Raw genomic sequence first — 25,550 nt, forward strand, 5'->3', positions numbered from 1 at the left:
AAGAACCCTTGAAGATGACAAGGTTGATAGGTCCGAGGTGGAAGTATGGTGACATATGGAGCTGACGGATACTAATCGTTCGAGGACTTAACCAAATGAAATGCTGAGGCGACTGCTCAGCGACGTACGGACTGGAGCACTTCGCAATGAGATAAAGGAAACACGATGAGCAGTATGCGAATCGATGTTGACTTATCGGAGTGGAGAAGTGTGAAGTACGCTAGTCGCTAGGAGCCGAAGCTAGACAGCACTGATTACTTTAGTTTTTTTACCCTACATTATCTAGTTTTGAAGGAATAATAAAATTCTTCTTGAAATACCGTGAAATCTGTGTATAATAATACTTGTCTTTAATAATTGGTCTGGCGATTATGGCGAGAAGGTCACACCCGTTCCCATCCCGAACACGGAAGTTAAGCTTCTCAGCGCCGATGGTAGTTGGGGGTTTCCCCCTGTGAGAGTAGGACGTTGCCAGGCTATAATACTTTTAATAGTATGGTTTTATTATTCCGCAGTAGCTCAGTGGTAGAGCTATCGGCTGTTAACCGATCGGTCGTAGGTTCGAGTCCTACCTGCGGAGCCATGCTTCCATAGCTCAGCAGGTAGAGCACTTCCATGGTAAGGAAGAGGTCATCGGTTCGAGCCCGATTGGAAGCTTTTATATTGTCTAAATGGCCCCTTGGTCAAGCGGTTAAGACACCGCCCTTTCACGGCGGTAACACGGGTTCGAATCCCGTAGGGGTCACCATTTATGGAGGTTTAGCTCAGCTGGGAGAGCACTTGCCTTACAAGCAAGGGGTCGGCGGTTCGATCCCGTCAACCTCCATCGTTTGTAATATATTAATATCCTCGCAGGATAACACGTGAACGCCGACTTAGCTCAATTGGTAGAGCAACTGAATCGTAATCAGTAGGTTGCGGGTTCAATTCCTGCAGTCGGCATTGACATCTATTATATGGAGGGGTAGCGAAGTGGCTAAACGCGGCGGACTGTAAATCCGCTCCTTAGGGTTCGGCGGTTCGAATCCGTCCCCCTCCACCATGTGTTTATTGGGCTATAGCCAAGTGGTAAGGCAACGGACTTTGACTCCGTCATTCGTTGGTTCGAATCCAGCTAGCCCAGTCCTTTATGAAAAATAATTTTTTTACATAAAGTTAGTATGTTTAAACACATACTAACTTTAATTCTTTAAATAGTATTTCCGGCCATTAGCTCAGTTGATAGAGCACGGACGAATATGCTGCGTAGGAAAGCATCAGCGTACCAATTAAGCCAAAATTTGAATAATCTTCCTGAGATTGGGACGTCGTAGATGGACTATGTTATATGTACAAAATTATTTTCAAAATAAAATATTGTTTTGAGCCATTAGCTCAGTTGGTAGAGCATCTGACTTTTAATCAGAGGGTCGGAGGTTCGAATCCTCCATGGCTCATCCTAAAACAAATGAAAGTATGGGGTCATAGTGAAAAACTATGACTTTTTTCTTTACCCTTTTAAATTAAATGATTATTTAATATTTATGCATAATTTTGTCAAGTTGAGTCAAACTCCTTTCCCTGTATACAATATAGATAATTAGGGGGGGAGAAATATGAAGCGGACGATAAAAATAATAGGGGCACCGATGGATTTGGGGCAGTTGCGTCGTGGTGTTGATATGGGACCGAGTGCTATTCGTTATGCTGGAGTTGTAGAGAGGTTAGAGCATTTGGAGTTTGAAATAGAAGATTTAGGAGATATTGCTATTGATCGACCTAGAACGACAATTGATGAAAAATCTGGTTTGCGAAATTTACAGTCGGTAACAGCTGCTAGTGAATTACTTGCTAAAAAAGTAACAGAAATTATGGAGAGTCGGTCTTTTCCATTAGTATTTGGTGGAGATCATAGTATATCGATAGGAACATTAGCCGGTATTTCAAAGTACTACAAAAATTTAGGGGTTATTTGGTATGATGCACACGGTGATTTAAATACACCTGAAACTTCTCCATCGGGTAATATTCACGGTATGCCTCTTGCTGTAAGTTTAGGTTTAGGTGAAGAGCATTTAATAAAAATTGGGGAATATTCGCCAAAAGTTAAATTTGAGAATATCGTAATTATCGGCGCGCGATCATTGGACGAAGGAGAAAAAGAGTTAATTAAAGAAAAAGGAATAAAAGTATTTACTATGCATGAGATAGACCGGTTAGGAATGACATATGTAATAGAGGAAACAATCAAATATTTAAAGGATCGTACCGATGGAATTCATTTATCGGTAGATCTTGATGCACTAGATCCAATATATGCTCCTGGAGTAGGGACTCCAGTTAATGGTGGTATCAGTTATCGAGAAAGTCATTTAGCAATGGAATTGTTATCTGAATCAAAGCTCATCACATCGGCAGAATTTGTGGAAGTAAATCCGATATTAGATGAGAAAAATAAAACGGGAAATTTAGCTGTTGAATTGATGGGTTCACTTTTTGGGGAGAAATTATTATAAATAAAAAAATCTAGTTTTAACCCTTCATGGATATTCCTCCATAAAGGGCTTTCTTTTTGTAATGTTTATTTTAAAATAGCAACAATATTTTAAAGATAAATACACTTATTCTTAACTGTTAAAAGAATGTTACGTAGATTGGAAAGTTTGTAAGTTTTTCCAATAAATAATTATGTAATATAGTATAATAATTTTATGAAGGAAAATGAAACCTTTTTATTTAAAGATTCGTAAATAAGGTAGCCGCATAGAGCGAGGGTTCAGTGATGGAAGATATAGTAAAGAAAAGAATAAAAGAGGTGCGTAAAGGAGATCACAATGCATTTGGCGAAATTGTTGAGCTTTACAAAAGTAAAGTATATCAACTTTGTTATCGAATGTTAGGGAATTCTCATGAAGCAGAAGATATTGCGCAGGAGGCATTTATCCGTGCCTATGTTAATATTGACCGTTATAATATTGATAGGAAATTTTCTACTTGGTTATATCGGATTGCGACAAACCTATGTATCGACCGGATTCGAAAGAAGAAGCCTGACTATTATTTGGATGCAGAGATTGCTGGTACAGAGGGTATGAATATGTATTCACAAATAGCAGCTGAAGGTATGCTCCCAGAAGATGAAGTTACAAGCATGGAGCTTCAAGCACTAATTCAGAGGGAAATATTGAATTTACCAGAAAAATATCGATCCGTTATCGTTTTGAAATATATTGAAGAGCTTTCTTTAAATGAAATTAGTGAAATATTGGATATGCCCTTAGGTACAGTAAAAACAAGAATCCATAGGGGGAGAGAAGCTTTACGAAAGCAACTCCGTCATATTTAATGGAAAGGGTGTGAACATTCTTGAGTAGTTGTCCTGATTATATTATCGAGTTTATGCATGAATATCTTGATGAAGAAATACCGGAAGAGCATAAACAGGAGCTAAAAGAACATTTACAAATTTGTGCTGACTGCAAACAGCATTTTAATGAATTGGTTAAAACCGTTGCATTGGTGCAAAGTACATCACATATCCAAACACCCGAAAATTTCACTGAAAAGGTTATGATGCATTTACCACGTGAAAAGAAAAAGGTTGGTATTAAACGTTGGTTTGGAAGACATCCAATTTTAACTGCCGCAGCTGTCTTTATTATTTTTATGACAGCAAGTGTATTTGCTTCGTGGAATCAGGATGATAATTTTTCGGTCACCAAAAATAAGAATATTATAATTGAAAATAATACAACGGCTGTCGTTCCAGAAGGGAAGACTGTTGAAGGAGATATCGTTGTAAAAAATGGTGACATTCGAATAGAGGGTAAGGTGGATGGTAATGTTACCATCATTAATGGTAATAATTATTTAGCTTCTGCTGGTACTGTAACTGGAGAAATTGAAGAAATAAATAAAGTTTTTGATTGGCTATGGCACAAAATTAAAGATATAAGTAGTGAAGTGCTACAATTATTCAATAGTGACAAAGATGCAAAATAACGCTTGATTGCTTTTAGCGTTATTTTGCATCTTTTTTCATTAAAACGAAAACATATAGTATTATGGATATAGCGTTAGGATGCATTTCTTCCTTAAAATAACGTTGATTTTCTATCAGTATGATATAATATAAAAAAATATGATTTCAATTGTTACATATACTAATACTATCCATAGATAGTGGGTTATTCGAAGAGCAACATAAAATACACATACTTCGGTATTTTTGCATAAATAAATGGAGGAAGGTTTATGCCATTCGCGAATTTTTTAGCAGATTTTACGATTCTAGATTATATTTCCAACATTGTTGATATATTAGTGGTTTGGTACTTTATTTATAAAATCTTTTTAATTGTCCGAGGAACAAAGGCTGTTCAGTTAATAAATGGGATATTTATTATTTTAATACTACGGGCAATAAGTGAGTTATTTGGATTACGGACGCTTGCTTGGCTAATGGAACAGGTTATCGAGTGGGGGTTCCTAGCGATAATTATTATTTTCCAACCAGAATTACGAAGAGCATTAGAGCAATTAGGCCGTGGAAAGATTTTTACAAGAGCTAGACAAAAACAAGCGGAAAAACAAGAGCAATTAGTAAATGCGATTGTGAAGGCAAGTGAATACATGGCAAAACGACGAATTGGTGCACTAATTTCGATTGCACAAGAAACGGGAATGAATGATTACATTGAAACAGGAATTCCAATGGATGCTAAAGTATCCTCTGAGCTGTTAATTAATACGTTTATTCCAAATACGCCACTGCACGATGGAGCAGTTATTATCCAAAATGATGAAATTAAGGCAGCAGCATGTTATTTACCATTATCTGAGAGTCCTTTCATTTCTAAAGAATTGGGAACGAGGCACCGGGCTGCTCTTGGGATTAGTGAAGTAACAGATAGTTTAACGGTAGTTATTTCAGAAGAAACAGGTGGGATTACTATTACAAAAAATGGGGAATTACACCGAAATTTATCTTTAGATGTTCTACGTGAAATGCTAACCAATCAGTTAGTAAACGATATGGAACCACAAACGACCATTTGGAGTAAGTGGGTGAAAAAATAATGGATAAATTTTTTGATAATTTGATGGAAAGTAAATGGTTTGTAAGGGGGCTTGCACTCGTTTTAGCATTATTACTTTATGCTACTGCATTTATTGATGAAAAAGGAACTACAACGAATGCATCGAGCAGCAATCATTCCGAAACGATAGAGGATGTTCCGGTTGTGCTGTATTATGATGAGGACAATTTCGTAGTCACTGGAGCGCCGCAAACAGTGGATGTAATTGTCGATGGGAATAACAGTCTTGTGCAATCCGCAAAAAATTTGCGTGACTTTATTGTATACATCGATTTAACAGATGCAAAAATTGGCGCACAAAGAGTTGATATTAAAATAAAAGATATCTCCGACAAATTGGCGGTTCGAATAGAACCAGCAACGACGGTTGTAAATGTACAAGAAAAGGTTACGAAAGAGTTTTCTGTCGAAGCAGAATTTAATAAAGCGTTGTTAGAGGAAGGCTATTCTTCTGAGGAGCCAGTTATTGAGCCAAGTACGGTGAAAATAACCGGAGGGAAGGATGTTATCGATCAAATTAGTTATGTAAAAGCAATTATCGAGTCTGCAGAACAGGTAAATGAAACATTCTCTCAGAAGGCAGCTATTTCGGTATTAGATACTAATTTAAATAAATTAGATGTTGTCGTAGAGCCTGATTCGGTAGATGTTACGATACCGGTTATTAGTCCAAAAAAGACGGTCCCGGTAACGATTAAGCAGGTGGGTACTCCTAAAGATGGAGTAATCATTGATAGTATTGAGCCTGCGATTCGAGAGGTTGTTATTTTCGGAAAGCAAAGTGTGCTAGATGAAATCAAAAATATTGAAATACCTGTCGATATTAGTGATATTGATAAGGATACAGAATTGACAATGCCGATTGAATTAGCAGAAGGTGTACATGCTGTAACACCAGATTCCGTCAATATATCCGTTACCATCGAAAAAGAAGACACAATCGATATACAAGGTGTACCCATTGATATTATTGGACTTAATGACCAATACCAATTAGATTTTTTAGACCCTGATAATGGACAGGTTGATGTAAGCATTACTGGGCCACCTTCCGTAATTGAAGCTATACGGAAAGAAGATATTAAGCTTTCGGTTAATGTTAGTGATTTAACCGCTGGCGAGCATGAAGTAACGATTGATGTCGAGGGACTAGATGATGTGAAATGGGATCTTGAAACAAGCACGGTAACAGTTTCGATTACGGCCGATGAAGAAGGCTAAAGGAACTTTGGTTAATAGATGAAAATTACATGAGCATTTTGTATATGCAGATATTGATAAAGGAGAGAATTTTTCATGGGTAAGTATTTTGGAACTGATGGTGTCAGAGGTGTTGCGAATAGTGAACTAACCCCTGAGCTTGCATTTAAATTAGGTCGATTTGGTGGCTATGTATTAACAAAGGATAAAGAAAGACCGAAGGTATTAATTGGCAGGGATACTCGAATTTCTGGACATATGCTAGAAGGAGCGCTTGTAGCGGGGTTGCTTTCCGTTGGTGCAGAAGTTATGCGCTTAGGAGTTATTACGACTCCTGGAGTTGCATACTTAACGAAGGCTTTGAGTGCGGAGGCTGGTGTAATGATTTCTGCATCCCATAATCCAGTAGAAGATAACGGAATTAAATTTTTTGGCTCCGATGGCTTTAAGCTATCGGATGAGCAAGAAGCGGAAATTGAAAAATATTTAGATATGGAAGAAGATCACCTGCCACGTCCTGTTGGTGCAAATTTAGGAATGGTTAATGATTACTTTGAAGGTGGACAAAAATATATTCAGTATTTAAAACAAACAGTGGAGAATGATTTCTCTGGAATACATATTGCGTTAGATTGTGCGAATGGTTCAACCTCTTCATTAGCAAATTACTTATATGCTGATTTAGAAGCTGATTTATCTACAATGGGTGCATCCCCAGATGGCTTAAACATTAATGATGGCGTAGGTTCTACCCATCCAGAAAGCCTATCGAAGTTTGTTTTGGAAAAAGGAGCAGACATCGGACTTGCATTTGACGGTGACGGAGATCGTATCATTGCAATTGATGAAAATGGAGAAATTGTTGATGGTGACCAAATCATGTATATATGTGGGAAATATTTAAAGCAAGAGGGTCGCTTGAAAAATCAAACCATTGTTTCAACTGTTATGAGTAATTTAGGCTTTTATAAAGCGGTCGAAGCACAAGGTATTCAAAGTATTCCTACAGCTGTAGGTGATCGTTATGTAGTCGAAGAAATGAAGAAAAATGGATATAATCTTGGTGGAGAACAATCTGGACATATTATTTTCTTAGATTACAATACAACAGGAGATGGAATGTTAACAGGTCTTCAATTAGTAAATATTATGAAGGCAACGAAAAAACCTCTTTCTGAGTTAGCGAAGGAAATGAAGAAATATCCACAAAAGCTAGTGAACATTCGTGTGTCGGATAAATATCATGTAACGGAAAATGAAAAGGTAAAAGCAATTATAGAACAAGTGGAACAGGAAATGGCCGGAAATGGTCGTATTCTTGTGAGACCTTCTGGAACGGAGCCACTCGTACGAGTAATGGCAGAGGCACCAACAATCGAAGAATGTGAATCCTATGTGGATCGAATCGCCAAAGTAGTTGAAGATGAAATGGGAATAACTGAATAATAATTATGGATATGCATAAGGGAACCTTTTACCTCCTTTATGCATATTATTTTATGGATGGAAGAATTTTTCCTAGAAGCATTTGTCATTAACTTTCTAACAGATATTGATTGACGGATGGAAAGATTTTAGTTTATGATTAAAATGCTTCTACTTCACTCAAAATAGAAAAGGAGGATAGGACAAAAAATTATTGAAAGCGCCAGAACTAATGAGATGTTGTATTTGTTGGGGAATTACTATACGTACGGATTTTGGTAATTCATTAAAACATATCATTAGTTGACGAGGAGAAGGTTTATCGAATGTTTTCGGCGGATGCCTTCCGGCTATGCGCATAGCCGAAATTTCTTTCTAAAAACAAGGAGGCGACTCTTTGCACAAAGGAAAGAAAATGCGTGTTGAACGTGGAGCAAAAAATAGAAAAACAGAGATAAGGGGGCGAGATATCCCCCGATTATGTATCGAATTCGGTTTCTTGCCCTCTTATCATAAGGAGGACAAAACTTATATGTGCGGAATTGTTGGATATATTGGAACGAATGATACGAAAGAAATTTTACTAAAAGGCTTAGAAAAACTTGAATATAGAGGCTATGATTCAGCAGGAATTGCCGTTATTAATGAGAATGGTGTTCATGTTTTTAAAGAAAAAGGACGTATTGCGGATTTACGTGATATAGTGGATGAAAGTGTACATGCAGAAGTCGGAATTGGTCATACCCGCTGGGCAACACATGGAAAACCAAGCAAAGTAAATGCCCATCCACACCAAAGTACATCGGAACGTTTCACACTTGTGCATAACGGTGTTATTGAAAACTATGAGCAATTAAAGGAAGCATATTTAGCAGATGTATCATTTGTTAGTGATACAGATACAGAAGTGATTGTTCAATTAGTGGAGAAATTTGCTGCAGAAGAAGCGAGTGTGCAGGAAGCTTTTCGTAAGACATTAAAATTGTTAGAAGGATCCTATGCATTAGCTCTTCTAGATAGCGAAAATGCAGATGTTATTTATGTGGCCAAAAATAAAAGCCCACTTCTTGTGGGTTTAGGTGATACTTTTAATGTGGTTGCATCGGATGCAATGGCAATGCTGCAAGTAACAAAGCAATTTCTTGAATTAATGGATCAAGAGATGGTCATTGTAACAAGAAATGAAGTGGTCATTTCTAACTTGGCCGGAGAAGTGATGGAAAGAACTCCATTCACTGCGGAACTAGATGCTAGTGATATAGAAAAAGGCACTTACCAACACTACATGTTAAAAGAAATTGAAGAGCAACCATTAGTGATTCGTAAGGTCATTCAACAGTATCAAGAGGAAAACGGGCAGCTTGTAATTGATCCTTCCATTGTCGAAGCATTAAACGAGGCAGATCGTCTGTACATTGTTGCTGCAGGAACTAGTTATCATGCGGGCTTAATCGGTAAACAGTTCATTGAGACAATGGCAAAAATCCCTACGGAAGTCCATTTGGCAAGTGAATTTGGCTATAACATGCCATTGTTATCAGAAAAACCATTGTTTATTTTCATTTCCCAAAGTGGGGAAACTGCGGATAGCCGTGCAGTACTTGTTCAAGTGAAAAAATTAGGATATAAAGCATTAACATTAACAAACGTTCCAGGTTCTACTTTATCGCGTGAAGCAGATTATACATTGTTACTACATGCTGGTCCAGAAATAGCGGTAGCTTCTACAAAGGCATATACTGCACAGTTAGCGGTCCTTGCAATCTTGGCAGAAGTAACTGCAAAGGGTCGGAATGTAGATGCAGAAATCGATATCGCACATGAGCTTGCGATTGTTGCAAACGCAATGGAAGAACTATGCGATGGAAAAGATGAATTTGAACAAATTGCAAGAGATTATTTAACAGTCTCCCGCAATAGCTTCTTCATTGGTCGTTCGTTAGACTATGCGGTATGTTTAGAAGCAGCATTAAAATTAAAGGAAATTTCTTATATTCAAGCAGAAGGCTTTGCTGGCGGGGAATTAAAACATGGACCTATTGCTCTTATTGAGGATGGAACACCTGTATTTGCCCTTGCTACGCAAGAAAATGTAAACTTAAATCTACGCGGCAATGTTAAAGAAGTAGCAGCTCGCGGTGCCAATACCTGCATCATCTCGATGAAAGGATTGGAAATGAACGGAGATCGCTTTGTTTTACCAGAAGTACATGAAATATTAACACCACTTATCTCTGTTTTACCAATGCAATACATTTCCTATTACGCTGCCCTACACCGTGGCTGTGACGTTGACAAACCTCGGAACTTAGCTAAATCGGTGACAGTGGAGTGATAATGAGGAAAAGTAGTAATTTTTTTGTAGATTTGCAATAAAGTCGCGATGTTTATTAGAAAGTTGCGAAGCTTTTCCCCTTTAGATATGATTGTCTAAAGGGGTGTTTTTATGTCAAAAAGAAAAAGAACATCTAAAATTGAGAAATAGATTAAAGAAGGTCGTGGCTCACGTATGGTTCAGAAAATAAACCATGCTAAAGATTCAAGATGTACCTTCGTTAGGTAGATCTACACGTTTGAAAGGAATATAAACAAACAGGCGAATGACTGAATATCGGGGGATATGATTTGGACTCATTCTTGAAACCCTGAAAATTTTGAAGTTACATAAAATGATACAAAGCTATTTGCCGATCCTTGATTTCCTCATAAAGCTTCTCAACTTGCTCTTAATGGATAGCGCTTCCAAACCCACTTCCCTTTTTCTAACTTCAATTGTAAAAAATATAATATGAAAGATCATTGCTAGCCTCCCTAAGCACCTTTACGCCTACTTGTAACGATACTTGGTTAATGATCAAACTTTATGTCAAAGCTACGCCTTGACTACTTTTACCATTTGTCGAATGGCTCCAAGATGATAGGCTGAATGAGCCAAAGAGGATAACACTTCATTGGACAGTAGTTCATTCCATTCAATAACGTCAAACGATTCCAAAAGTGTTAAGTATTCATTTCGTAATCCTTCCTGAATTAGGTTCCATTGCTGTTCATCTACTGAATGAATATCCCAACTTTTTCCCCAATCCATTTCCGGTTGTTTCCCCTTTTTTAAGATTTCATTGGTTCCCCACATGTGATAGCGGATGTGATCAATATGTGCGGCCAATGTTGTTCCATGAACTGACATTGATGCTTGGTCGCAAGATATTCCCTCTATTACACCGAAAATTCCAGAATTCGGTTCAGAATTTGTGAACCAACTTCCTTTTACAGGAACTGGGGGTCCTTCGAATGTTTCCTGTACCATCATTTTAACCGAGTTTCTAAATGTTTCACTCATGTTTAAGCCCCTCCAATAAATTTTTATTATGCATGCGCACAATTGCCAACTGAAATACCAACCGGATTCAGGTCAAATAAAAGTCGATTCGAATCCCCCCTTTTCGCGTTTCTTCCACTCTCCAATCTGCTCCTTCCACCATGTTGGGACTGTACTTGTTTTTAAATTTCTAAAAAAACTTCCTTATGAATTTAAGAGATTTCATATCTCATGATGGGTCGTTTCGGATGCTGGCGATGAAATTCAACAAAATTGAATTTGAACCGATTTCAAAGATACTTTTGCAAAACGACTTTCTTAGGAAATGTATATAACCATCTATAATTACTTTGATGGTTATATTATGAAGTGGTTGATTCTAACTGTCAATACCTTTTATAATGGTTATAAGGAAAATTCAAAGATTGTCATAATACTTACGGTAAGACAAGGAGAAGTGTCATATGTCTGATATAAATAAAAATGAACACAAGCATGATATGCTCGGCGGACGTTTGTGTTTAGATTTTGCCAATACAGTAAGTTGGCACGATAGCAGTGATAAATCACAGGAATTGCTAACGAGTTACGAGAAGCTGGTAAACTGGAGTTTGCATGCAAATATTCTTAATAAACAACAATCGCTTTCATTACTAAAAAAAGCAGAAAATCAACCTGTTAAGGCACAAGAGGTTCTTCAACAAGCAATTAAGCTGCGGGAATCGATTTTCCGAATCTTTAGTCAAGTGTCAAACAATAAAACACCAGCCTCTATAGATCTTTCTATTTTGAATGAAGCCTTAGGTAATGCTTACAGGAGGATGCAAATAGTGCCTGGTGAAAATAAATTTTCACTGGAATTTTTGAACTGTGAAGAAACATTAGATGGAATGCTTCCACCGATTGTTCAATCTGCTATAGACATCCTTATTTCTGAAAAAGAACTAAGTAGGGTGAAAAAGTGTAAAGGGCATCCGTGTGGTTGGCTATTTTTGGATACAAGCCGCAATGGTAGCAGACGTTGGTGTTCGATGGCAGACTGCGGAAATCGTGCAAAAGCAAAGCGGTTTTATCATAATAAAAAATAATAGCTCCTAAAAAGGAGTTATTTTACTTAAAATGGCACAATGCCAACATCTTTTCAAACAGTGGCTTCACCTAACCCTTACGCAGCTAATATCAGCCTTTTATGTCATCAATTAATAAAACTGGGGGACGTTATTGATATTCAACAAACGGGTGTTTTAATGGAGGAAAGATCACAGAAATGATCAAACTTTTTTTATAAAATAATGATTCAATTGAATATATTAAGAGCGCGTTTTGATCAATCTTTTTTTCAAAACACGCTCTTTTCTTTTTATTCGTTTATCAAGGTTATTAGGTATTAATTTGATCAAACATTAGTCCAAATCTACACGACGGTGTTAATTGGACCAGTAAAAAACTAGCAAATTGGATGGTCCTATCGTTTTGGTTGTTCAGTACTATAATATAGGGTATTTTTATACTATGACATAATTAACGGGTGATTATATGAAATATTTAATTGTAATGGTTGTTCTGATTTGTATAATCGGATTGGTCGCGACCATCCTAATTGCCATGACCGAAGGAAACAAATCTCAGGAAGATGGCAATAAGTACAATAACAGGAAAAGTATTACGGGTTTATCCTTATTATATATACTTCTTTTGCCAGTTTTCATTTTATTAGTTGCAATCATATGGTTTCTTTTATAAGAGGAGTTGAGAATAAGATTTTAATTAGTCCTAAGATTAATATTGAAAACATCTTGTCCTAGTAGTTATGTCTTCCAATTAATGAATCTATCAAAAAAATAATTTTAGCAGAATGACTTCAATTCATGAAAAGTCACTAATATAAAATCAAATAATGCTATATTTGCCAATTATAATTTTATTAAAAGTATAAATGGTAGCATGGCAGAGGAGGTCATTTGCTTGATTGAATTTCGCTTTGATCGTCATTCTAAAAAACCTTTATATAAACAAATTGCTGAATATGTAGAACAAGGAATATCATCAGGTGAGTTCCCCCCTGAAAAGTCACTGCCATCAGAAAGAAAATTAGCGGAAAAATTAAATGTCAATAGAAGTACGATAGTAGCAGCTTATGATGAGCTGCAGTCCCTAGGAATTGTGCAACGGAGGAAAGGGAGTGGCACATATATTAGCACTGATATATGGGGTATTTCCAGTAAACGTATCCCCAATTGGGGACGTTATGTTGAAGATGGTTCATTTTTGCCGAATTTACCATTAGTCCAAAAAATAAGAACTGAAACACAGGATAATCATTTGATTAATTTTGCAAGTGGAGAATTGGCACCGGATTTATTGCCTGATAAAATCATTGGTTCAATAATATCTAATAAGTATTTTTCGGGCTATCTTGGATATGATCATCCGCTAGGAAATAAGCAATTAAGAGAAACGGTTATAAACCATGTAAAAGAGTATAAACTTATCCAAACCAATCCAGATTCAATTCTTATTACATCAGGAGCACAGCAAGCCATCCATCTCATCATCCAATGTTTGCTTAAACCTGGTGATGCTGTAGCAATAGAGGACCCATCTTATGCATATTCGCTTCCTATTTTTCATTCAGCGGGATTACGAACATTCCACCTGTCGGTTGATGAAAATGGTGTTGATCCAGATGATATTATCTCCCTGTACAAAAAACATCGGATTCGCATGTTTTTTTTAAATCCGGATTTTCAAAATCCTACTGGAACGAAGATGCCTTTAAGTCGCCGAAGGCGGATATTAGATATATCGGCTGAATACGGAATTCCTATTATTGAAGATGATCCATACAGTTTAACTTCTTTTAATGGAGAAGTAGGTCCTAACTTAAAATCGATGGATGAAAATGGAACCGTTATCTATATTAGCTCACTTTCAAAAATTGTTGCTTCTGGATTACGTATTGGTTGGGTAATTGGTCCTCAAAAAGTTATTGAAAGATTAGCAGATGCAAAGCAGCAGGTGGATTTTGGCCACAGTATATTCCCGCAATGGGTAGCGAATGAATTTCTGGACTCTAAGCACTTTAACCAGCATATTTTAATCCTGCGGAAAGAATTGAAGAAACGAAGAGATTTGATGAAGGATGCTCTGCTATATTTACTGGGAAAAGAGGTTAGTTTTCATCTTCCAGAGGGAGGTATCCATTTATGGTGTAAATTAGATGTTCCCGTAAAAGTATCTCATCTCCTTGAACACTCTATACAACAGGGAGTAGTTTTTGTGCCAGGAAATATTTTAGGGACAAAGAATGGATTTGTCCGTTTGACATTTGGTCGTTGTGAAATTCAACAAGTTGAGGAAGGAATTAAGAGGTTTGCAACAGCATTAAGAACATCCTATAGATGAAAAACGGGTTTACTATTTACATTCCTAGTAAAAATTCAATAGAAGAACATTTTAACAAAAAAAATTTAGTATTATGCCCAAATGTAGTACCCCGACAAATGCTCCTTTTTATAATATTAAAAAGGAGTTCGATGATAAAATGGAGATCCTCTCTGTTTCTTTCATTATCGGGGTATTGATTAGTACATCATTTTACGCGGTAGCAGATTTTCGACCGTGGTATTTAGTTTCTGCATTCTGCATCACATGGTGACCATTAATTTTCATTGGAATAATGATAGCTTTATTTATGGATTTAGAAGAAATCTCCAATAAGCTAAACAGATAAAAGCACAAAACCACGAAATAAATCCAAAAACTGAAACAATGGTATTTTCGGACCACCCATATTTTAAGCTGAAATGATAATGAATGGGTGTCATTCTAAAAATACGCTTATCCGTAAGTTTAAATGACGCAACTTGTAAAATAACCGAAAGTTGTTCGGCAAAATAGATAAAGAACAAAATAGGGATTAAAATTTCTACTTTCTCTATAACTGCAAGAAATGAAAGTGATCCCCCTATCGCTAATGATCCTGTATCTCCCATAAATGCTTTGGCAGGATATATATTATATATGAGAAAGCCAAGTAAACATCCAATCATAATTAAACAAAAAATTTGCACCTCTGGTTTGTCTGAAACCACAAAAAAGAAAAAGTATGTTGGGATTGCAACAACCCCTAGAAGACCGTCTAAACCATCCGTAAAATTTATAGCATTTGCAGAACCTACGACAAATAAGGTGATGACAGTGACATAAAAAATCATTGGGAGTTCCAATGAAATATTTTTATAAATATTAATGCTAGTATCTATGCCTAATTCGTTGATTACGTAAAATAGCAAAGTACCTGTAAAGAGGAATTGAAAAATCAGTTTTGTCTTACCAGACACACCTCCAGGATCTTGACGAGAAGCTTTCCAAAAATCATCTAAAAACCCTACAAAACTAAAAAGAAAATAAATAATAGATAAAAAATACATTAATGGAGTAGGGGAAAACGCAATAGCTACTATAATTCCTATAAAAAGTATCATTCCAAACATTAAAGGAGTACCTTTTTTTAATTGGTGATCTGAAGGAAGTTCTTTTCTAATCGGTTGAATAAGCCTAAGTTTTCTCAAAACAGTTATTAATAGCGGAGATAATATTGCAACAATTATAAAGGCAATTAGAGCTGCGATTATTTGATTACTCACTTTTCATTTACTCCTTCTCTCTTTTGCAATCTATAAATATATTCTAGAAAATTCACTCAACTCCTCTATTTTAAAATATGTATTTTGTATATGTATTTCAGAGAACACGTCAATTAATAAACCTAGATTGTAGCAACAGAGGCTGGGACATAACAATTGATGTTTAAATGTAAGACGAACAATAATTCGGATAGCGGAGGAAATATACGTAGACTCCTGCGGGAAAGCATGAGCCGAAGACCCCGCACGAAGCGTAGCGGAGGAGGCGGCTAAGGCCATGCCCGCGGAAAGCGAAGTATATTTCCGGAGCAAATTTATCTACTTAACTTAGTTCGGATTCTCTTACATAAAAATACTTTTGTCCCAGCCTCAGTTAACTGTTATCCATTTTAAAATTTCTTCTGGCTGATCTTCAAACTTCTTTCCTCTAATGAAACATCACATCCTTTTTAAGTGTTAAGGCCATTGCAAGAGAGCTAGGCGTAGTTTATAAAACAGTAAAAAGGTATTTATCAAATGGCGTCGAAGTAAGTAAAGAAGTGTCAGAACTCAGTCAAGGAATAATGCAAAGTATAAACAAGAGGGTCGTACTTTATTAAGTAATGTGCAGTTGATTACAAATGGAAAAATAACTAATTAAAGGAGCGCTGAAAATATGCAATTAAAAATTTTAGATTCCACTTTTTCCGTTCTGAAATTACCTACAACTGTAACGATACCATTATGGGCATTGAACAGCGAAATATTTTCTATTACCCGAACAGATGAGGAACTGTCAATTGTATGTCCTACGGAATGTTTACCAACCAATCAGGTATTTAATAATATAGAAAAGGATTGGAGGTGTATAAAAGTAGAGGATGTTTTAGACTTTAGCTTAACTGGAATATTATCTTCTTTAGCAAATCCATTAGCCGAAAATAAAATCAGTATCTTTGCCATTTCAACATTTAATACAGATTACCTACTTGTTAAAAATCATTCAATTGAAAAGACAAAAATTATATTAGAACGTGATGGACACTCATTTAATATTATCAAATAAGTCTATTGAAAAAACGGGTGCATATCTGTTATGAAAAAGGTATTAGCATGTCATTTTTAATTCCTTCTTTAATTCCTTCTCTATTAAATACAGCGATTCCTTTTTTCTCGATGCTAAAAGGTTTGTTCCCAATGCTTTATAGTTGGTATACAAATGGAAGAGAAAAAGGAAGTGCAGCAAGAATATTATTATGTAACTAATCGTTATTTAACCAGTTTTTTATATAAAAAATCATATCAAATCTGGTCGTGTCCAATAGGACTCTGCCCCTCCCATTTCCTTTTTTCAAAATCCTCTCAATAAAGGTTCATTCAGCATTTATATCCGGTTAAAATTCTGCCAAAATAGTAGGATGTTTATTTTTCCTAGGTGTATAAGTTGACAAAATACCCCTTGGGGTATAATATTTACATGTTGTTGAATTACACAAAAAATTATTGCATAGTGAAGCTGAACCTCAATAGGAAACTTAAAGTAGTCGTGAATTACGACTTTTTATTTTCAACTCCTTTATACCCTTAGGGGTATTAGGTTTTGTTCTTCTACCAAGCAGTAATAGGATAAATAAAGCAAATTTAGAAGGAAGCGAACTAGAAAATTTAAAAGAGGAGAATCAATTATGAAAAACATAACAGCCGACGAATTACATGGGAAATTAAAAGATGGTGAAAAGGTTACGATTATTGATGTCCGTGAAGAATCAGAAGTTGCTACAGGTAAAATTCCCGGAGCAAAACATATACCATCAGCTGACATCCCGTATTCATTAGATAAGCTAGATAAAAATGAACATTATTATATTGTCTGTCATGCTGGCGGAAGAAGTTCTGCTGCATGTGAATTTTTAATCAATCAAGGCTATGATGTAACGAATATGACTGGCGGTATGCTGGCATGGAAAGGTGAAAAAGAATAGGAGGATTTGAGATGTTCAAGAAAGTATTAATTGTGGGTGGCGTTGCAGGGGGTGCGTCTGCAGCCGCAAGGGTAAGGCGATTAGATGAACGTGCAGAAATTATTATGTTTGAAAAAAGCCCACATGTCTCTATTTCAAATTGTTCCCTACCTTATCATTTGAGCGGGATTGTCGAAAATAGTGAGAGACTTGTATTAATGAATCCAGAAATCTTTAAAAACCGCTATAATATTGAAGCTAGAGTTAATCAAGAGGTTGTTCAAATTAATCGGGAAAAGAAAACGATTATTGTAAAAGATTTGGTTGCTGCAAAGATGTATGAGGAGAGTTATGATCATTTAGTGCTTTCTCCAGGAGCTACACCGATTCGACCAAACGTAGAAGGTATTAACAGCCCAAATGTTTTTACAGTACGTAATGTAGTTGATATCGAGAATATTAATTCCTATATTAAACAAAATGGAATCCATGATATTGCTGTAATTGGAGGGGGCTTTATCGGGGTAGAAGTAGCAGAAAACCTAAAATTAGCGGGATACAATGTAACGTTAGTGGAGTTTGCTAATCAAGTGATGACAACTTTTGATTATGATATGGCACAAATCCTTCATAAAGAAATGATCGACCATGGTGTGAACCTAATTTTAGAGGATGGATTGGCTAAACTTTCTGATGGATATGTACTGACAAATTCCGGGAAGAAAATTGATGCGCAGGCAGTTGTATTAGCAACTGGTGTAAAACCGGAAACGCGATTAGCGGAAGCTGCCGGTCTTGAAATTGGTGAAACAGGTGCCATTAAAGTAGACCACAACTATGTAACAAGTGATAGTAATATTTATGCAGTAGGTGATGCGATTGAAGTATATCATCGATTGTTACGCAAACCTACAAGACTAGCATTAGCGGGTCCGGCTCAAAAGCAAGCACGAGTAGCTGCTGACCATATGTATGGAATTCCAAGTCGAAATATGGGTGTAATCGGTTCATCATCCATACATTTATTTGAACTGAATGCTGCTTCCACCGGTCTAAATGTAAAACAAGCGAAACAAGCGGGGATTATGCATGATTCGGTTTATTTAATGCCAGGAGATAAGGTAGGATTAATGCCAAATAGTAATCCAATGCATTTTAAATTGATATATGAATATCCAACGGGACGAATTTTAGGTGCTCAAGCAATTGGAAAAGGAAATGTTGATAAACGCATAGATGTGGTAGCAACGATCATTACGATGAATGGAACATTGGAAGATTTAAAAGATCTTGAATTAACGTACTCACCCATGCTAGGAACGGCTAAGGATGTAGTAAATCATGCAGCATTGGTTGGTTTAAATCTACTTCAAGGCAAATATAAAGAAGTAAAGGTTTCTCAAGTTCGAGACTTAATAGAAAGCAATGCTTTCATAATTGATGCTCGTGAACAAGCAGAGTATGAGGCAGGTCATTTTAAAAATGCAATCAATATTCCGTTAAGTGAATTTCGACAAAGAATTGATGAAATTCCAAAGGATCAACCTGTATATATTCACTGTCGTTCCGGTCAAAGAAGTTACAATATGGTGATGGCATTACAGGGATTAGGATATGAAAACATATATAATATTTCTGGATCCTATTTAGGTGTAAACCTCTATGAATATTTTAATGATATCGTTACTGGTAGAGATAAAATTGTCACAGAATATAATTTTAAGTAATTCAAAAGGGGTATCAATTTATTAGGAGCGGTTATTGGTTTACTTTACATGGAGTTGTATAGAAGATAGTTTCCTGTTAAAGGTAATTCTGTGAAGAAAGAGGGGGAATAATGGATGAATTATGATAAATCGGTAGTAAATCGGTTAAAGCGGATTGAAGGTCAAATAAATGGTGTAATCAATATGATAGAACAAAATAAAGATTGTCGTGAAGTTATTACGCAATTATCAGCATCACGTTCTGCGATAGATCGTACAATTGGTTTAATTGTGAGTATGAATTTAGAGCAATGTGTCCGGGATAATATTGAAAAAGGCGAAGATACAAAAGCTCTCGTAAAAGAAGCGGTAGATTTGCTAGTAAAAAGCAGGTAAAAGGGTGAACAACTTCTCTTTCTTTAGAAAGAGTTGTCACCTTTTTCCTTTACTTTATTAAATACCCATATGGGTATAAAAATTAAAAGATGAAGTGAAATGGGGAGATTAGAATGGATATCATCCAATGGATTATTATTATATTAATAGCATTATTTGTAATCAGACATTTTTTACCGACAAAGGGTATTACAACTATATCAATTGAACAGACAAAAAATAAATTTAAAGATAAAAATGTTCAATTTATTGATGTACGTACGCCGGGTGAATATAAAGCCAATCATCGTCAACAATTTAAAAATATTCCACTATCCAATTTACTTAGCAAATTGGATCAATTAGATAAAAATAAAGAGATAGTTGTAATTTGTCAAAGTGGAATGAGAAGTTCGAAAGCAGCAAAATTATTAAAAAGACAAGGCTTTGAGAAAATATACAATGTAAAAGGTGGCATGAGCGCGTGGGTTTAAGAAAGTGCCATAAATAATGGGTTTCGATGTTATCCAATGATAGAAAAATATTTACTTACCTGTAGAATAATGAAACGATATTCCTTTAAATCCTATTCAAAACCGAAGATTTATCCGGTACTTTTCCCGGTAGATTTTCGGTTTTTTTATTCTAAACTTTAATCAGCCCAATTCATCGTACATAAGAAATTAAATTCTAGGAACCTAGTATCCATAATTTTGCACTATCCCCCCTATAAGTAAACATTGTAAAATTATCTTGTTTATTTAAACAATCTATCATAGCTAAAAGTAAAGAGGTGAAGGTATGCGGTACATTGTCTTCGATTTAGAATGGAATTCTACTTTTCAAAATGGAAAGTTATATAGTCAAGAAATTACGGAAATTGGGGCTGTGGAAGTAAGTGAGGTAGATGGAATTTTAGTGATTGGTAGGCAGTTTCATTCCTTTGTTAGACCTCTTCATTCGGTTTCAAAAAAAATAAAAAGTTTAACGAATCTTAAAGAACCAGATACATGGCTAGCAGCAAGATTTCCGAAAGTGATGGACCAATTTTACAAGTGGCTAGGAAATCAATCTTTTATTTTATGCTCGTGGGGAGAAGAAGATCGTAAAGTACTACTTCATAACTTGTCGTTTCACCAATTATCTGCAAATAAATTTCAATATTATTATAATGTCCAATCAGCGTTTTCACCATTAGTTAATCAGCAAAAAGGAAATCAAATAGGGTTAATGACGGCGATAAAATCATTAGGATTAATGTTTGATGGCAATCCCCATCGATCAATTGATGATGCATACAATACAGCAAAAGTATTGATTAAAGCGCATAAGCAATTATCCATTAACCCGGTTCCACTCATCGAGAAACTAGAATTGGATATAGAATATAATAATAAAGTAAACGAGCTAAAAAAGCTACGGAGAAAATTTAATCTTCATTATGAGGACTTATCCTTATTAGTAGGAAGAAGTAAAGAAGAACTAGAACAAATTGAGTCCTTTCAATTAACTATCAAGAAAAAAGAGATTAAGCGCTTGGTTAATTCATTATATATGTTTAAAAATGAGACGTTAGAAAAGAGATAATAGATCTAGATAGATTACTAGGAGCAAGATAAATAACGTAATAAACTAATTGAATAAACGTGTTAAACGTCGCTGTCTACGAGAAATAGATATTGATTATTCTGAGTAACTGGAATATAATGGCGTAATATTTATTTTTCCGTAGGGAGGGTAATGATGAAACAAGAGGAAGCTGTAAAAGCTATTTCGCAAAGTTTAAAAAAAGATCCGCATGTAAAGGCAATTTATTTAAAAGGGTCAATGGGAAGAGGAGAATATGATGAATTTTCGGATGTTGACCTCTACTGCTTGGTGGATGAGGAAGATGAAGCACTATTTTTGAAGCAACGAGTAAAGCATTTAGAGTCTTATCGAGAGCTATTGTTTTATGAGGATTTTTTTATTATTGCACCACAAATAATAGCAGTATTTGATAATCTTCTTCATGTAGATTTATTTACTGTTACCGAAAAGAGCTTCAAAGAAAAGGATTATTTCCGTGTGTTGTATGATCCAGAAGGTCGGTTAACGAAATTCCAATCGACACAAAATTTACTCCTTTCCTCTGAAGAGTTTAGTGATTTTGCCTATGATGTCGCCTGGTTTCTTTTCCAATACTATAAGGCGAAGCAAAGAGGGAATGATTTATGGGCTGTAGAAATGCTACAGCATGTTATGGTTAATCTAGCGAAAGTGTTATTACATAAATATAATCCGGAAAAAGCTCAATTGGGATTAAAAAGCTTGGAATCGAATTTGCCTTCAATTCCACTAGCAAAAGTAAAAACTATTTTCGAGTATATCACGCCTGCTTCCCATAAAAAATCCGTTTACCACTTAATGAATTTATTGAATGAAGAAATTGATTGGATAGAATCTAAAGTAGATAAACATTCGAAAGCAGCACCATTCATTAGATTAATGATAAATCTACTAAACTATCGATAATGAATAGGAATGATGATAAAAGGGAGGTAAAGTTAAAATGACACATGCATTAGTTATTGGAGGAACAGGCATGTTAGCGAACACATCCCTTTGGCTTGCGAGTCAAGGGTATCATGTTTCTGTAATCGGACGTAATCCAAGTAAAATGGAAAGCCTAATCAGTAAGGCAATAGATCATTCACGTATTACGCCAGTTATCGTAGATTATCGTGATAAATCCCAATTAAGAAAGAAATTACGAGAGACGATGGAGCAGAATGGACAAATTACATTAGTCGTTGCTTGGATCCACTCAGATGCGGAACAGGCACTACAGACAATAGTAAATGAAGTTTCACATCAGAACGACGAGAAATGGAAGCTATTTCATGTATTAGGAAGTAGTAAAAATTTAAGCGAAATGAAAGCAACTATTCGTTTACTAGATTCCATCTGTTATCACCAAGTGCAGCTAGGATTCGTCATGGAGAGCGGGTATTCGAGATGGCTAACAAATGAAGAAATTTCACAAGGTGTAATTGATGCTATTCAAAACGAAAAATTACTAAATACTGTCGGAACGGTGGAGCCTTGGGAAAAACGCCCCTTTTCATGATTAAATGATAAGGAACTAAGAAGGTTAATAGTTTATAAATAGGAAAAGCCATAAGGTGAGAAAATGAAAAATTATCTACCAAGAAATAAGCATGACATTGAACGTGTAAAACAACTCAAGAATTTAAGTAGAGAAGAGATCCTCCCGTTTCTACCTGGTTTAATGGAATGGATACAGGATATGAATTGGCCGATAGCAAACGAGGTAGCAGCACTCCTGTTAAAATATCCAATCGATATCATTCCTTTAATAAAAGATGTGTTAGCAACAAATGACCCTGTATGGAAATATTGGTGTTTAGAAGTTTTAGTTAAAAAATTGCCAGGTGACATAAAAAAGCAGCTTAAAAATGAATTAGTAAAAATCATAGTGAATCCATCAGAGGGAGAAAAGATGGAAGAACTTGATGAGACTTCACTAGAGATTTTACAAACAATAGATGAGGATTATTGAATAGTAAGGGGATAATTCCTTGAAAGCTAATAAATTTTTGGGCAGATATTACAGGACAACAGCCTATTTGTTTCTGGATGGTAATATGGTTCTGTAGATAACGCACATTTTACTAGTGTCCTAACTACTGGAACTAAGTAGGTTTTTTTTCTATTATGAAAGATCATTTCTAACACAGATAGGAATATTCAATTCCTCATCATGGATAATTTTAGCTTCTATTTGAAATACATTTATCAAAACGTCTGGGGGCATAACCGTTGCTGGGCTACCATATGCCATTAGTTGACCTTGCTTCATTCGATAAGATTGTGAGAAAATATTATTTTTAGAGGGAAAAGTCAAATTATTTTAATTGATACAAATACGTGTATATGGTATGGTTAATATAACAATGATAGAAGGGATGATGGGTGGCCGATGAAAAACTAATTCTACTGTTTACGAAACGTATATTACGTGAAAAAAACATTTAGGATTAGTCTGCCCATTATTCGATAAAGAACGGTTTCACCTACTATCAATAGGTGTATTTTGCGATGAATCCTACCCGGTATGATGGTAGGATTTTTTGTTTTTTGGAGGCTAATCCTCATAAGAGGTGAATCCATATGGAACTATGTCAATTTCATCATGTATCGATGGCTTTTGACGATAAAATTTTATTTCAAGATGTAACGATTTCACTCCAGGAAAATGATGTTGTCGGTTTGATTGGGGCAAATGGAAGTGGAAAATCAACGCTTTTACAATTATTACAAGGTAAATGGCAGCCTACAGCCGGAATGATTCAATGGTTCGTCCCACAAAAGCTAAGTTATGTTTCGCAAGAAGTAGAGAACGTGAAAGAAATGGTGTACACTCCTCTACATCAACAATGGAATGTTCCGAATAAGCCATATAAGGAATTAAGTGGTGGACAAAAGTTGAAATATCGCTTACTGCACGGCTTGCAGAAGCAATCACCAGTATTACTACTTGATGAACCAACCAATCATTTAGATGAAAAATCGGTTGCTCGCTTAATAACAGAAGTCCGTAAGTATAAAGGAACCATTGTAATTGTCAGTCATGATCGATATTTTTTAGATAAGGTTGCAACAAAAATTTGGTCGATTGAAGATACATTTATTTATGAACAACAAGGCAATTACTTTCATTATATGCATGTCCGTACGGAGCGCCGGCTAGCGCAACAAAGAGCATATGAAAAACAGCAGAAAAAAATAGTGATGATTGAATCGCAATTGAATCAGCTACAAGGCTGGTCACATGTTGCACAACGTGATTCCACAAGAAGTGAAAATTCGAAAGTTATGGGTGCAAAGGAATATGAGCGCATGTCTGCTAAGCGGATGGATAAACAAATCAAATCGAAACGAAAGCTATTAGAAAAGCAGCTGGAAAAGGAAAAAGTGGAGACTGTTTCCAGTGAACCGAATGTCTTGTTTTCCTTTAATCCAGTTGAAAAACGGGGAAATCGGATTATTGTATGTGATCAAGTGTCAGTAGCATATGGCGATTATACCGTTATCGAAGAAGCGACATTTCAGCTGAGGCATGGAGAAAAAATTGCGATAACGGGACCTAATGGATCAGGAAAAACTACGCTTCTAAAATTATTGCTAGGTAGGATGACGCCGACATCAGGAAATGTATGGATAACACCATCCGCAAAAATTGGATACTTATCACAAACAGTTTATGATTTACCGTTTACGAAAACTCCAGCACAGCTATTTGAACGTGAAACATTTAAAGAGCGGGGGAAAGTACAGACGCTCATGAAAAACTTAGGCTTCTCGACGATTCAATGGCAGCAGCCGATAGAGAAGATGAGTATGGGAGAACGGATAAAAATAAAATTAATGCAGTACATTTTAGAAGAAACGGATTTATTAATTTTAGATGAACCAACCAATCATTTAGATTTGCCGTCCCGTGAGCAACTAGAGGAAACGATCAATGCATATCCATGTACATGTATCATTGTCAGTCATGATCGTTATTTTCGTGAAAAAGTAGTGGATGATACGTTAGAAATTCATGCAAAGGTATTGAAACGGAAGCAAGTGATGGAAACGATGGATGGGAACAATATGGAGAGAATGCGTCTGGAAACAGAACTCCAATTTGTTCTAGGAAAACTAAGCTTATTAATCCCAAATCATGTAGACTATGCGGTTTATGATAAAAAATTTAATGAGATAACAGAGCAATTAAAAAAAATTAAACATAAAGGTAACTAAATTTTTCAGAAGCGCTTGGATAAAATCTTAACAATTATCCCAGCGTT

General features: G+C 35.8%; 22 protein-coding genes, 8 tRNA genes and 2 rRNA genes. 30 read left to right on the forward strand and 2 right to left on the reverse strand.

Translation table 11 applies throughout. The features are described from left to right. The 17 genes from OEV98_RS15680 to glmS all read left to right on the forward strand — a co-directional run. A 23S ribosomal RNA gene (locus tag OEV98_RS15680) occupies nt 1-95 on the forward strand; the annotation flags it as partial. Nucleotides 96-361: 266 nt separating this feature from the next. Continuing rightward, nucleotides 362-477, forward strand: a 5S ribosomal RNA gene (gene rrf / locus OEV98_RS15685). 31 nt (nt 478-508) lie between these two features. Further along, a tRNA-Asn gene (locus OEV98_RS15690) sits at nt 509-583 on the forward strand. Between the two features lies 1 nt (nt 584). After that, a tRNA-Thr gene (locus OEV98_RS15695) sits at nt 585-657 on the forward strand. 16 nt (nt 658-673) lie between these two features. After that, nucleotides 674-748: transfer RNA gene (locus OEV98_RS15700), tRNA-Glu, on the forward strand. A 5-nt stretch (nt 749-753) separates the two neighbouring features. Continuing rightward, a tRNA-Val gene (locus tag OEV98_RS15705) sits at nt 754-826 on the forward strand. Nucleotides 827-869: 43 nt separating this feature from the next. Next, nucleotides 870-942 (forward strand) — tRNA-Thr (locus OEV98_RS15710). A 16-nt stretch (nt 943-958) separates the two neighbouring features. Further along, nucleotides 959-1,042: transfer RNA gene (locus OEV98_RS15715), tRNA-Tyr, on the forward strand. 9 nt (nt 1,043-1,051) lie between these two features. After that, a tRNA-Gln gene (locus OEV98_RS15720) sits at nt 1,052-1,123 on the forward strand. Nucleotides 1,124-1,363: 240 nt separating this feature from the next. Further along, nucleotides 1,364-1,436: transfer RNA gene (locus OEV98_RS15725), tRNA-Lys, on the forward strand. Between the two features lie 159 nt (nt 1,437-1,595). After that, the gene (gene rocF / locus OEV98_RS15730; protein WP_263074311.1) at nt 1,596-2,495 is read left to right on the forward strand and encodes an arginase; all 900 of its coding nucleotides are present in this window, start codon (nt 1,596-1,598) and stop codon (nt 2,493-2,495) included. 266 nt (nt 2,496-2,761) lie between these two features. Further along, entirely contained in the window at nt 2,762-3,325 is a 564-nt protein-coding gene (gene sigW / locus OEV98_RS15735; RefSeq protein ID WP_263074312.1) for an RNA polymerase sigma factor SigW, read from the forward strand. 20 nt (nt 3,326-3,345) lie between these two features. Beyond that, nucleotides 3,346-3,981, forward strand: coding sequence for an anti-sigma factor (locus tag OEV98_RS15740; RefSeq protein WP_317633822.1), 636 nt, complete (start codon nt 3,346-3,348; stop codon nt 3,979-3,981). A gap of 252 nt (nt 3,982-4,233) precedes the next feature. Then, nucleotides 4,234-5,058, forward strand: a complete 825-nt coding sequence (gene cdaA, locus OEV98_RS15745; RefSeq protein ID WP_263074313.1) for a diadenylate cyclase CdaA — start codon at nt 4,234-4,236, stop codon at nt 5,056-5,058. After that, on the forward strand, nt 5,058-6,299 hold the full coding sequence (locus tag OEV98_RS15750) for a CdaR family protein (RefSeq protein WP_263074314.1): 1,242 nt from the start codon (nt 5,058-5,060) through the stop codon (nt 6,297-6,299). The genes cdaA and OEV98_RS15750 overlap by 1 nt, the downstream gene beginning before the upstream one ends. Before the next feature lie 75 nt (nt 6,300-6,374). Next, a complete protein-coding gene (glmM, locus tag OEV98_RS15755) occupies nt 6,375-7,724 on the forward strand; it encodes a phosphoglucosamine mutase (protein ID WP_263074315.1) in 1,350 nt (449 codons plus the stop codon). 511 nt (nt 7,725-8,235) lie between these two features. Then, nucleotides 8,236-10,038, forward strand: a complete 1,803-nt coding sequence (glmS, locus tag OEV98_RS15760; RefSeq protein WP_263074316.1) for a glutamine--fructose-6-phosphate transaminase (isomerizing) — start codon at nt 8,236-8,238, stop codon at nt 10,036-10,038. Nucleotides 10,039-10,575: 537 nt separating this feature from the next. Here glmS and OEV98_RS15765 read toward each other — a convergent pair. Continuing rightward, the gene (locus OEV98_RS15765) at nt 10,576-11,043 is read right to left on the reverse strand and encodes a hypothetical protein (protein ID WP_263074317.1); all 468 of its coding nucleotides are present in this window, start codon (nt 11,041-11,043) and stop codon (nt 10,576-10,578) included. A 443-nt stretch (nt 11,044-11,486) separates the two neighbouring features. Between OEV98_RS15765 and OEV98_RS15770 the strand changes: the two genes are divergently transcribed. Both OEV98_RS15770 and pdxR read left to right on the forward strand, forming a co-directional pair. Then, nucleotides 11,487-12,110, forward strand: a complete 624-nt coding sequence (locus OEV98_RS15770) for a CGNR zinc finger domain-containing protein (RefSeq protein ID WP_263074318.1) — start codon at nt 11,487-11,489, stop codon at nt 12,108-12,110. An 880-nt stretch (nt 12,111-12,990) separates the two neighbouring features. Further along, a complete protein-coding gene (gene pdxR / locus OEV98_RS15775; protein WP_263074489.1) occupies nt 12,991-14,427 on the forward strand; it encodes a MocR-like pyridoxine biosynthesis transcription factor PdxR in 1,437 nt (478 codons plus the stop codon). Nucleotides 14,428-14,714: 287 nt separating this feature from the next. Here the strand turns inward: pdxR and mraY are convergent, their stop codons facing one another. Next, nucleotides 14,715-15,671: a phospho-N-acetylmuramoyl-pentapeptide-transferase gene (mraY, locus tag OEV98_RS15780; protein ID WP_263074319.1), complete on the reverse strand. Its 957-nt coding sequence runs from the start codon at nt 15,669-15,671 to the stop codon at nt 14,715-14,717. 655 nt (nt 15,672-16,326) lie between these two features. On the opposite strand from mraY, the gene OEV98_RS15785 reads away from it, so the two are divergent. From OEV98_RS15785 to abc-f, 11 genes are all read left to right on the forward strand, one after another. Then, nucleotides 16,327-16,716, forward strand: a complete 390-nt coding sequence (locus tag OEV98_RS15785; RefSeq protein WP_263074320.1) for an ACT domain-containing protein — start codon at nt 16,327-16,329, stop codon at nt 16,714-16,716. 47 nt (nt 16,717-16,763) lie between these two features. After that, nucleotides 16,764-16,916 carry a hypothetical protein gene (locus tag OEV98_RS15790; RefSeq protein WP_263074321.1) on the forward strand — a complete coding sequence of 51 codons (153 nt, stop codon included), beginning with the start codon at nt 16,764-16,766 and terminating at the stop codon, nt 16,914-16,916. A gap of 419 nt (nt 16,917-17,335) precedes the next feature. Further along, complete coding sequence (locus OEV98_RS15795) at nt 17,336-17,632, forward strand: rhodanese-like domain-containing protein (RefSeq protein WP_263074322.1); 297 nt, start codon at nt 17,336-17,338, stop codon at nt 17,630-17,632. 11 nt (nt 17,633-17,643) lie between these two features. Further along, the gene (locus OEV98_RS15800; protein WP_263074323.1) at nt 17,644-19,338 is read left to right on the forward strand and encodes an FAD-dependent oxidoreductase; all 1,695 of its coding nucleotides are present in this window, start codon (nt 17,644-17,646) and stop codon (nt 19,336-19,338) included. A gap of 114 nt (nt 19,339-19,452) precedes the next feature. Next, nucleotides 19,453-19,713, forward strand: a complete 261-nt coding sequence (locus tag OEV98_RS15805; RefSeq protein WP_263074324.1) for a metal-sensitive transcriptional regulator — start codon at nt 19,453-19,455, stop codon at nt 19,711-19,713. 113 nt (nt 19,714-19,826) lie between these two features. Continuing rightward, nucleotides 19,827-20,186, forward strand: coding sequence for a rhodanese-like domain-containing protein (locus OEV98_RS15810; RefSeq protein WP_263074325.1), 360 nt, complete (start codon nt 19,827-19,829; stop codon nt 20,184-20,186). A gap of 307 nt (nt 20,187-20,493) precedes the next feature. Beyond that, nucleotides 20,494-21,279: a 3'-5' exonuclease gene (locus OEV98_RS15815; RefSeq protein ID WP_263074326.1), complete on the forward strand. Its 786-nt coding sequence runs from the start codon at nt 20,494-20,496 to the stop codon at nt 21,277-21,279. 156 nt (nt 21,280-21,435) lie between these two features. Then, nucleotides 21,436-22,206: a nucleotidyltransferase domain-containing protein gene (locus tag OEV98_RS15820; protein WP_263074327.1), complete on the forward strand. Its 771-nt coding sequence runs from the start codon at nt 21,436-21,438 to the stop codon at nt 22,204-22,206. 37 nt (nt 22,207-22,243) lie between these two features. Next, nucleotides 22,244-22,801, forward strand: a complete 558-nt coding sequence (locus OEV98_RS15825) for a short-chain dehydrogenase (RefSeq protein WP_263074328.1) — start codon at nt 22,244-22,246, stop codon at nt 22,799-22,801. A gap of 63 nt (nt 22,802-22,864) precedes the next feature. Further along, nucleotides 22,865-23,254, forward strand: coding sequence for a DUF5071 domain-containing protein (locus tag OEV98_RS15830; protein ID WP_263074329.1), 390 nt, complete (start codon nt 22,865-22,867; stop codon nt 23,252-23,254). Nucleotides 23,255-23,865: 611 nt separating this feature from the next. Then, on the forward strand, nt 23,866-25,503 hold the full coding sequence (gene abc-f / locus OEV98_RS15835) for a ribosomal protection-like ABC-F family protein (RefSeq protein WP_263074330.1): 1,638 nt from the start codon (nt 23,866-23,868) through the stop codon (nt 25,501-25,503). The last annotated feature ends 47 nt before the right edge of the window (nt 25,504-25,550 follow it).

It is taken from the genome of Perspicuibacillus lycopersici (assembly GCF_025660475.1).
GTDB lineage: Bacteria > Bacillota > Bacilli > Bacillales > Caldibacillaceae > Perspicuibacillus > Perspicuibacillus lycopersici.

Excerpts from the sequence above, each read along its gene's own strand:
- rocF (WP_263074311.1), top strand. The coding sequence starts at position 1,596 with ATGAAGCGGACGATAAAAATAATAGGGGCACCGATGGATTTGGGGCAG.
- sigW (WP_263074312.1), top strand. The coding sequence starts at position 2,762 with ATGGAAGATATAGTAAAGAAAAGAATAAAAGAGGTGCGTAAAGGAGAT.
- cdaA (WP_263074313.1), top strand. The coding sequence starts at position 4,234 with ATGCCATTCGCGAATTTTTTAGCAGATTTTACGATTCTAGATTATATT.
- OEV98_RS15750 (WP_263074314.1), top strand. The coding sequence starts at position 5,058 with ATGGATAAATTTTTTGATAATTTGATGGAAAGTAAATGGTTTGTAAGG.
- glmM (WP_263074315.1), top strand. The coding sequence starts at position 6,375 with ATGGGTAAGTATTTTGGAACTGATGGTGTCAGAGGTGTTGCGAATAGT.
- glmS (WP_263074316.1), top strand. The coding sequence starts at position 8,236 with ATGTGCGGAATTGTTGGATATATTGGAACGAATGATACGAAAGAAATT.
- OEV98_RS15765 (WP_263074317.1), bottom strand. The coding sequence starts at position 11,043 with ATGAGTGAAACATTTAGAAACTCGGTTAAAATGATGGTACAGGAAACA.
- OEV98_RS15770 (WP_263074318.1), top strand. The coding sequence starts at position 11,487 with ATGTCTGATATAAATAAAAATGAACACAAGCATGATATGCTCGGCGGA.
- OEV98_RS15785 (WP_263074320.1), top strand. The coding sequence starts at position 16,327 with ATGCAATTAAAAATTTTAGATTCCACTTTTTCCGTTCTGAAATTACCT.
- OEV98_RS15790 (WP_263074321.1), top strand. The coding sequence starts at position 16,764 with ATGTCATTTTTAATTCCTTCTTTAATTCCTTCTCTATTAAATACAGCG.
- OEV98_RS15795 (WP_263074322.1), top strand. The coding sequence starts at position 17,336 with ATGAAAAACATAACAGCCGACGAATTACATGGGAAATTAAAAGATGGT.
- OEV98_RS15800 (WP_263074323.1), top strand. The coding sequence starts at position 17,644 with ATGTTCAAGAAAGTATTAATTGTGGGTGGCGTTGCAGGGGGTGCGTCT.
- OEV98_RS15805 (WP_263074324.1), top strand. The coding sequence starts at position 19,453 with ATGAATTATGATAAATCGGTAGTAAATCGGTTAAAGCGGATTGAAGGT.
- OEV98_RS15810 (WP_263074325.1), top strand. The coding sequence starts at position 19,827 with ATGGATATCATCCAATGGATTATTATTATATTAATAGCATTATTTGTA.
- OEV98_RS15815 (WP_263074326.1), top strand. The coding sequence starts at position 20,494 with ATGCGGTACATTGTCTTCGATTTAGAATGGAATTCTACTTTTCAAAAT.
- OEV98_RS15820 (WP_263074327.1), top strand. The coding sequence starts at position 21,436 with ATGAAACAAGAGGAAGCTGTAAAAGCTATTTCGCAAAGTTTAAAAAAA.
- OEV98_RS15825 (WP_263074328.1), top strand. The coding sequence starts at position 22,244 with ATGACACATGCATTAGTTATTGGAGGAACAGGCATGTTAGCGAACACA.
- OEV98_RS15830 (WP_263074329.1), top strand. The coding sequence starts at position 22,865 with ATGAAAAATTATCTACCAAGAAATAAGCATGACATTGAACGTGTAAAA.
- abc-f (WP_263074330.1), top strand. The coding sequence starts at position 23,866 with ATGGAACTATGTCAATTTCATCATGTATCGATGGCTTTTGACGATAAA.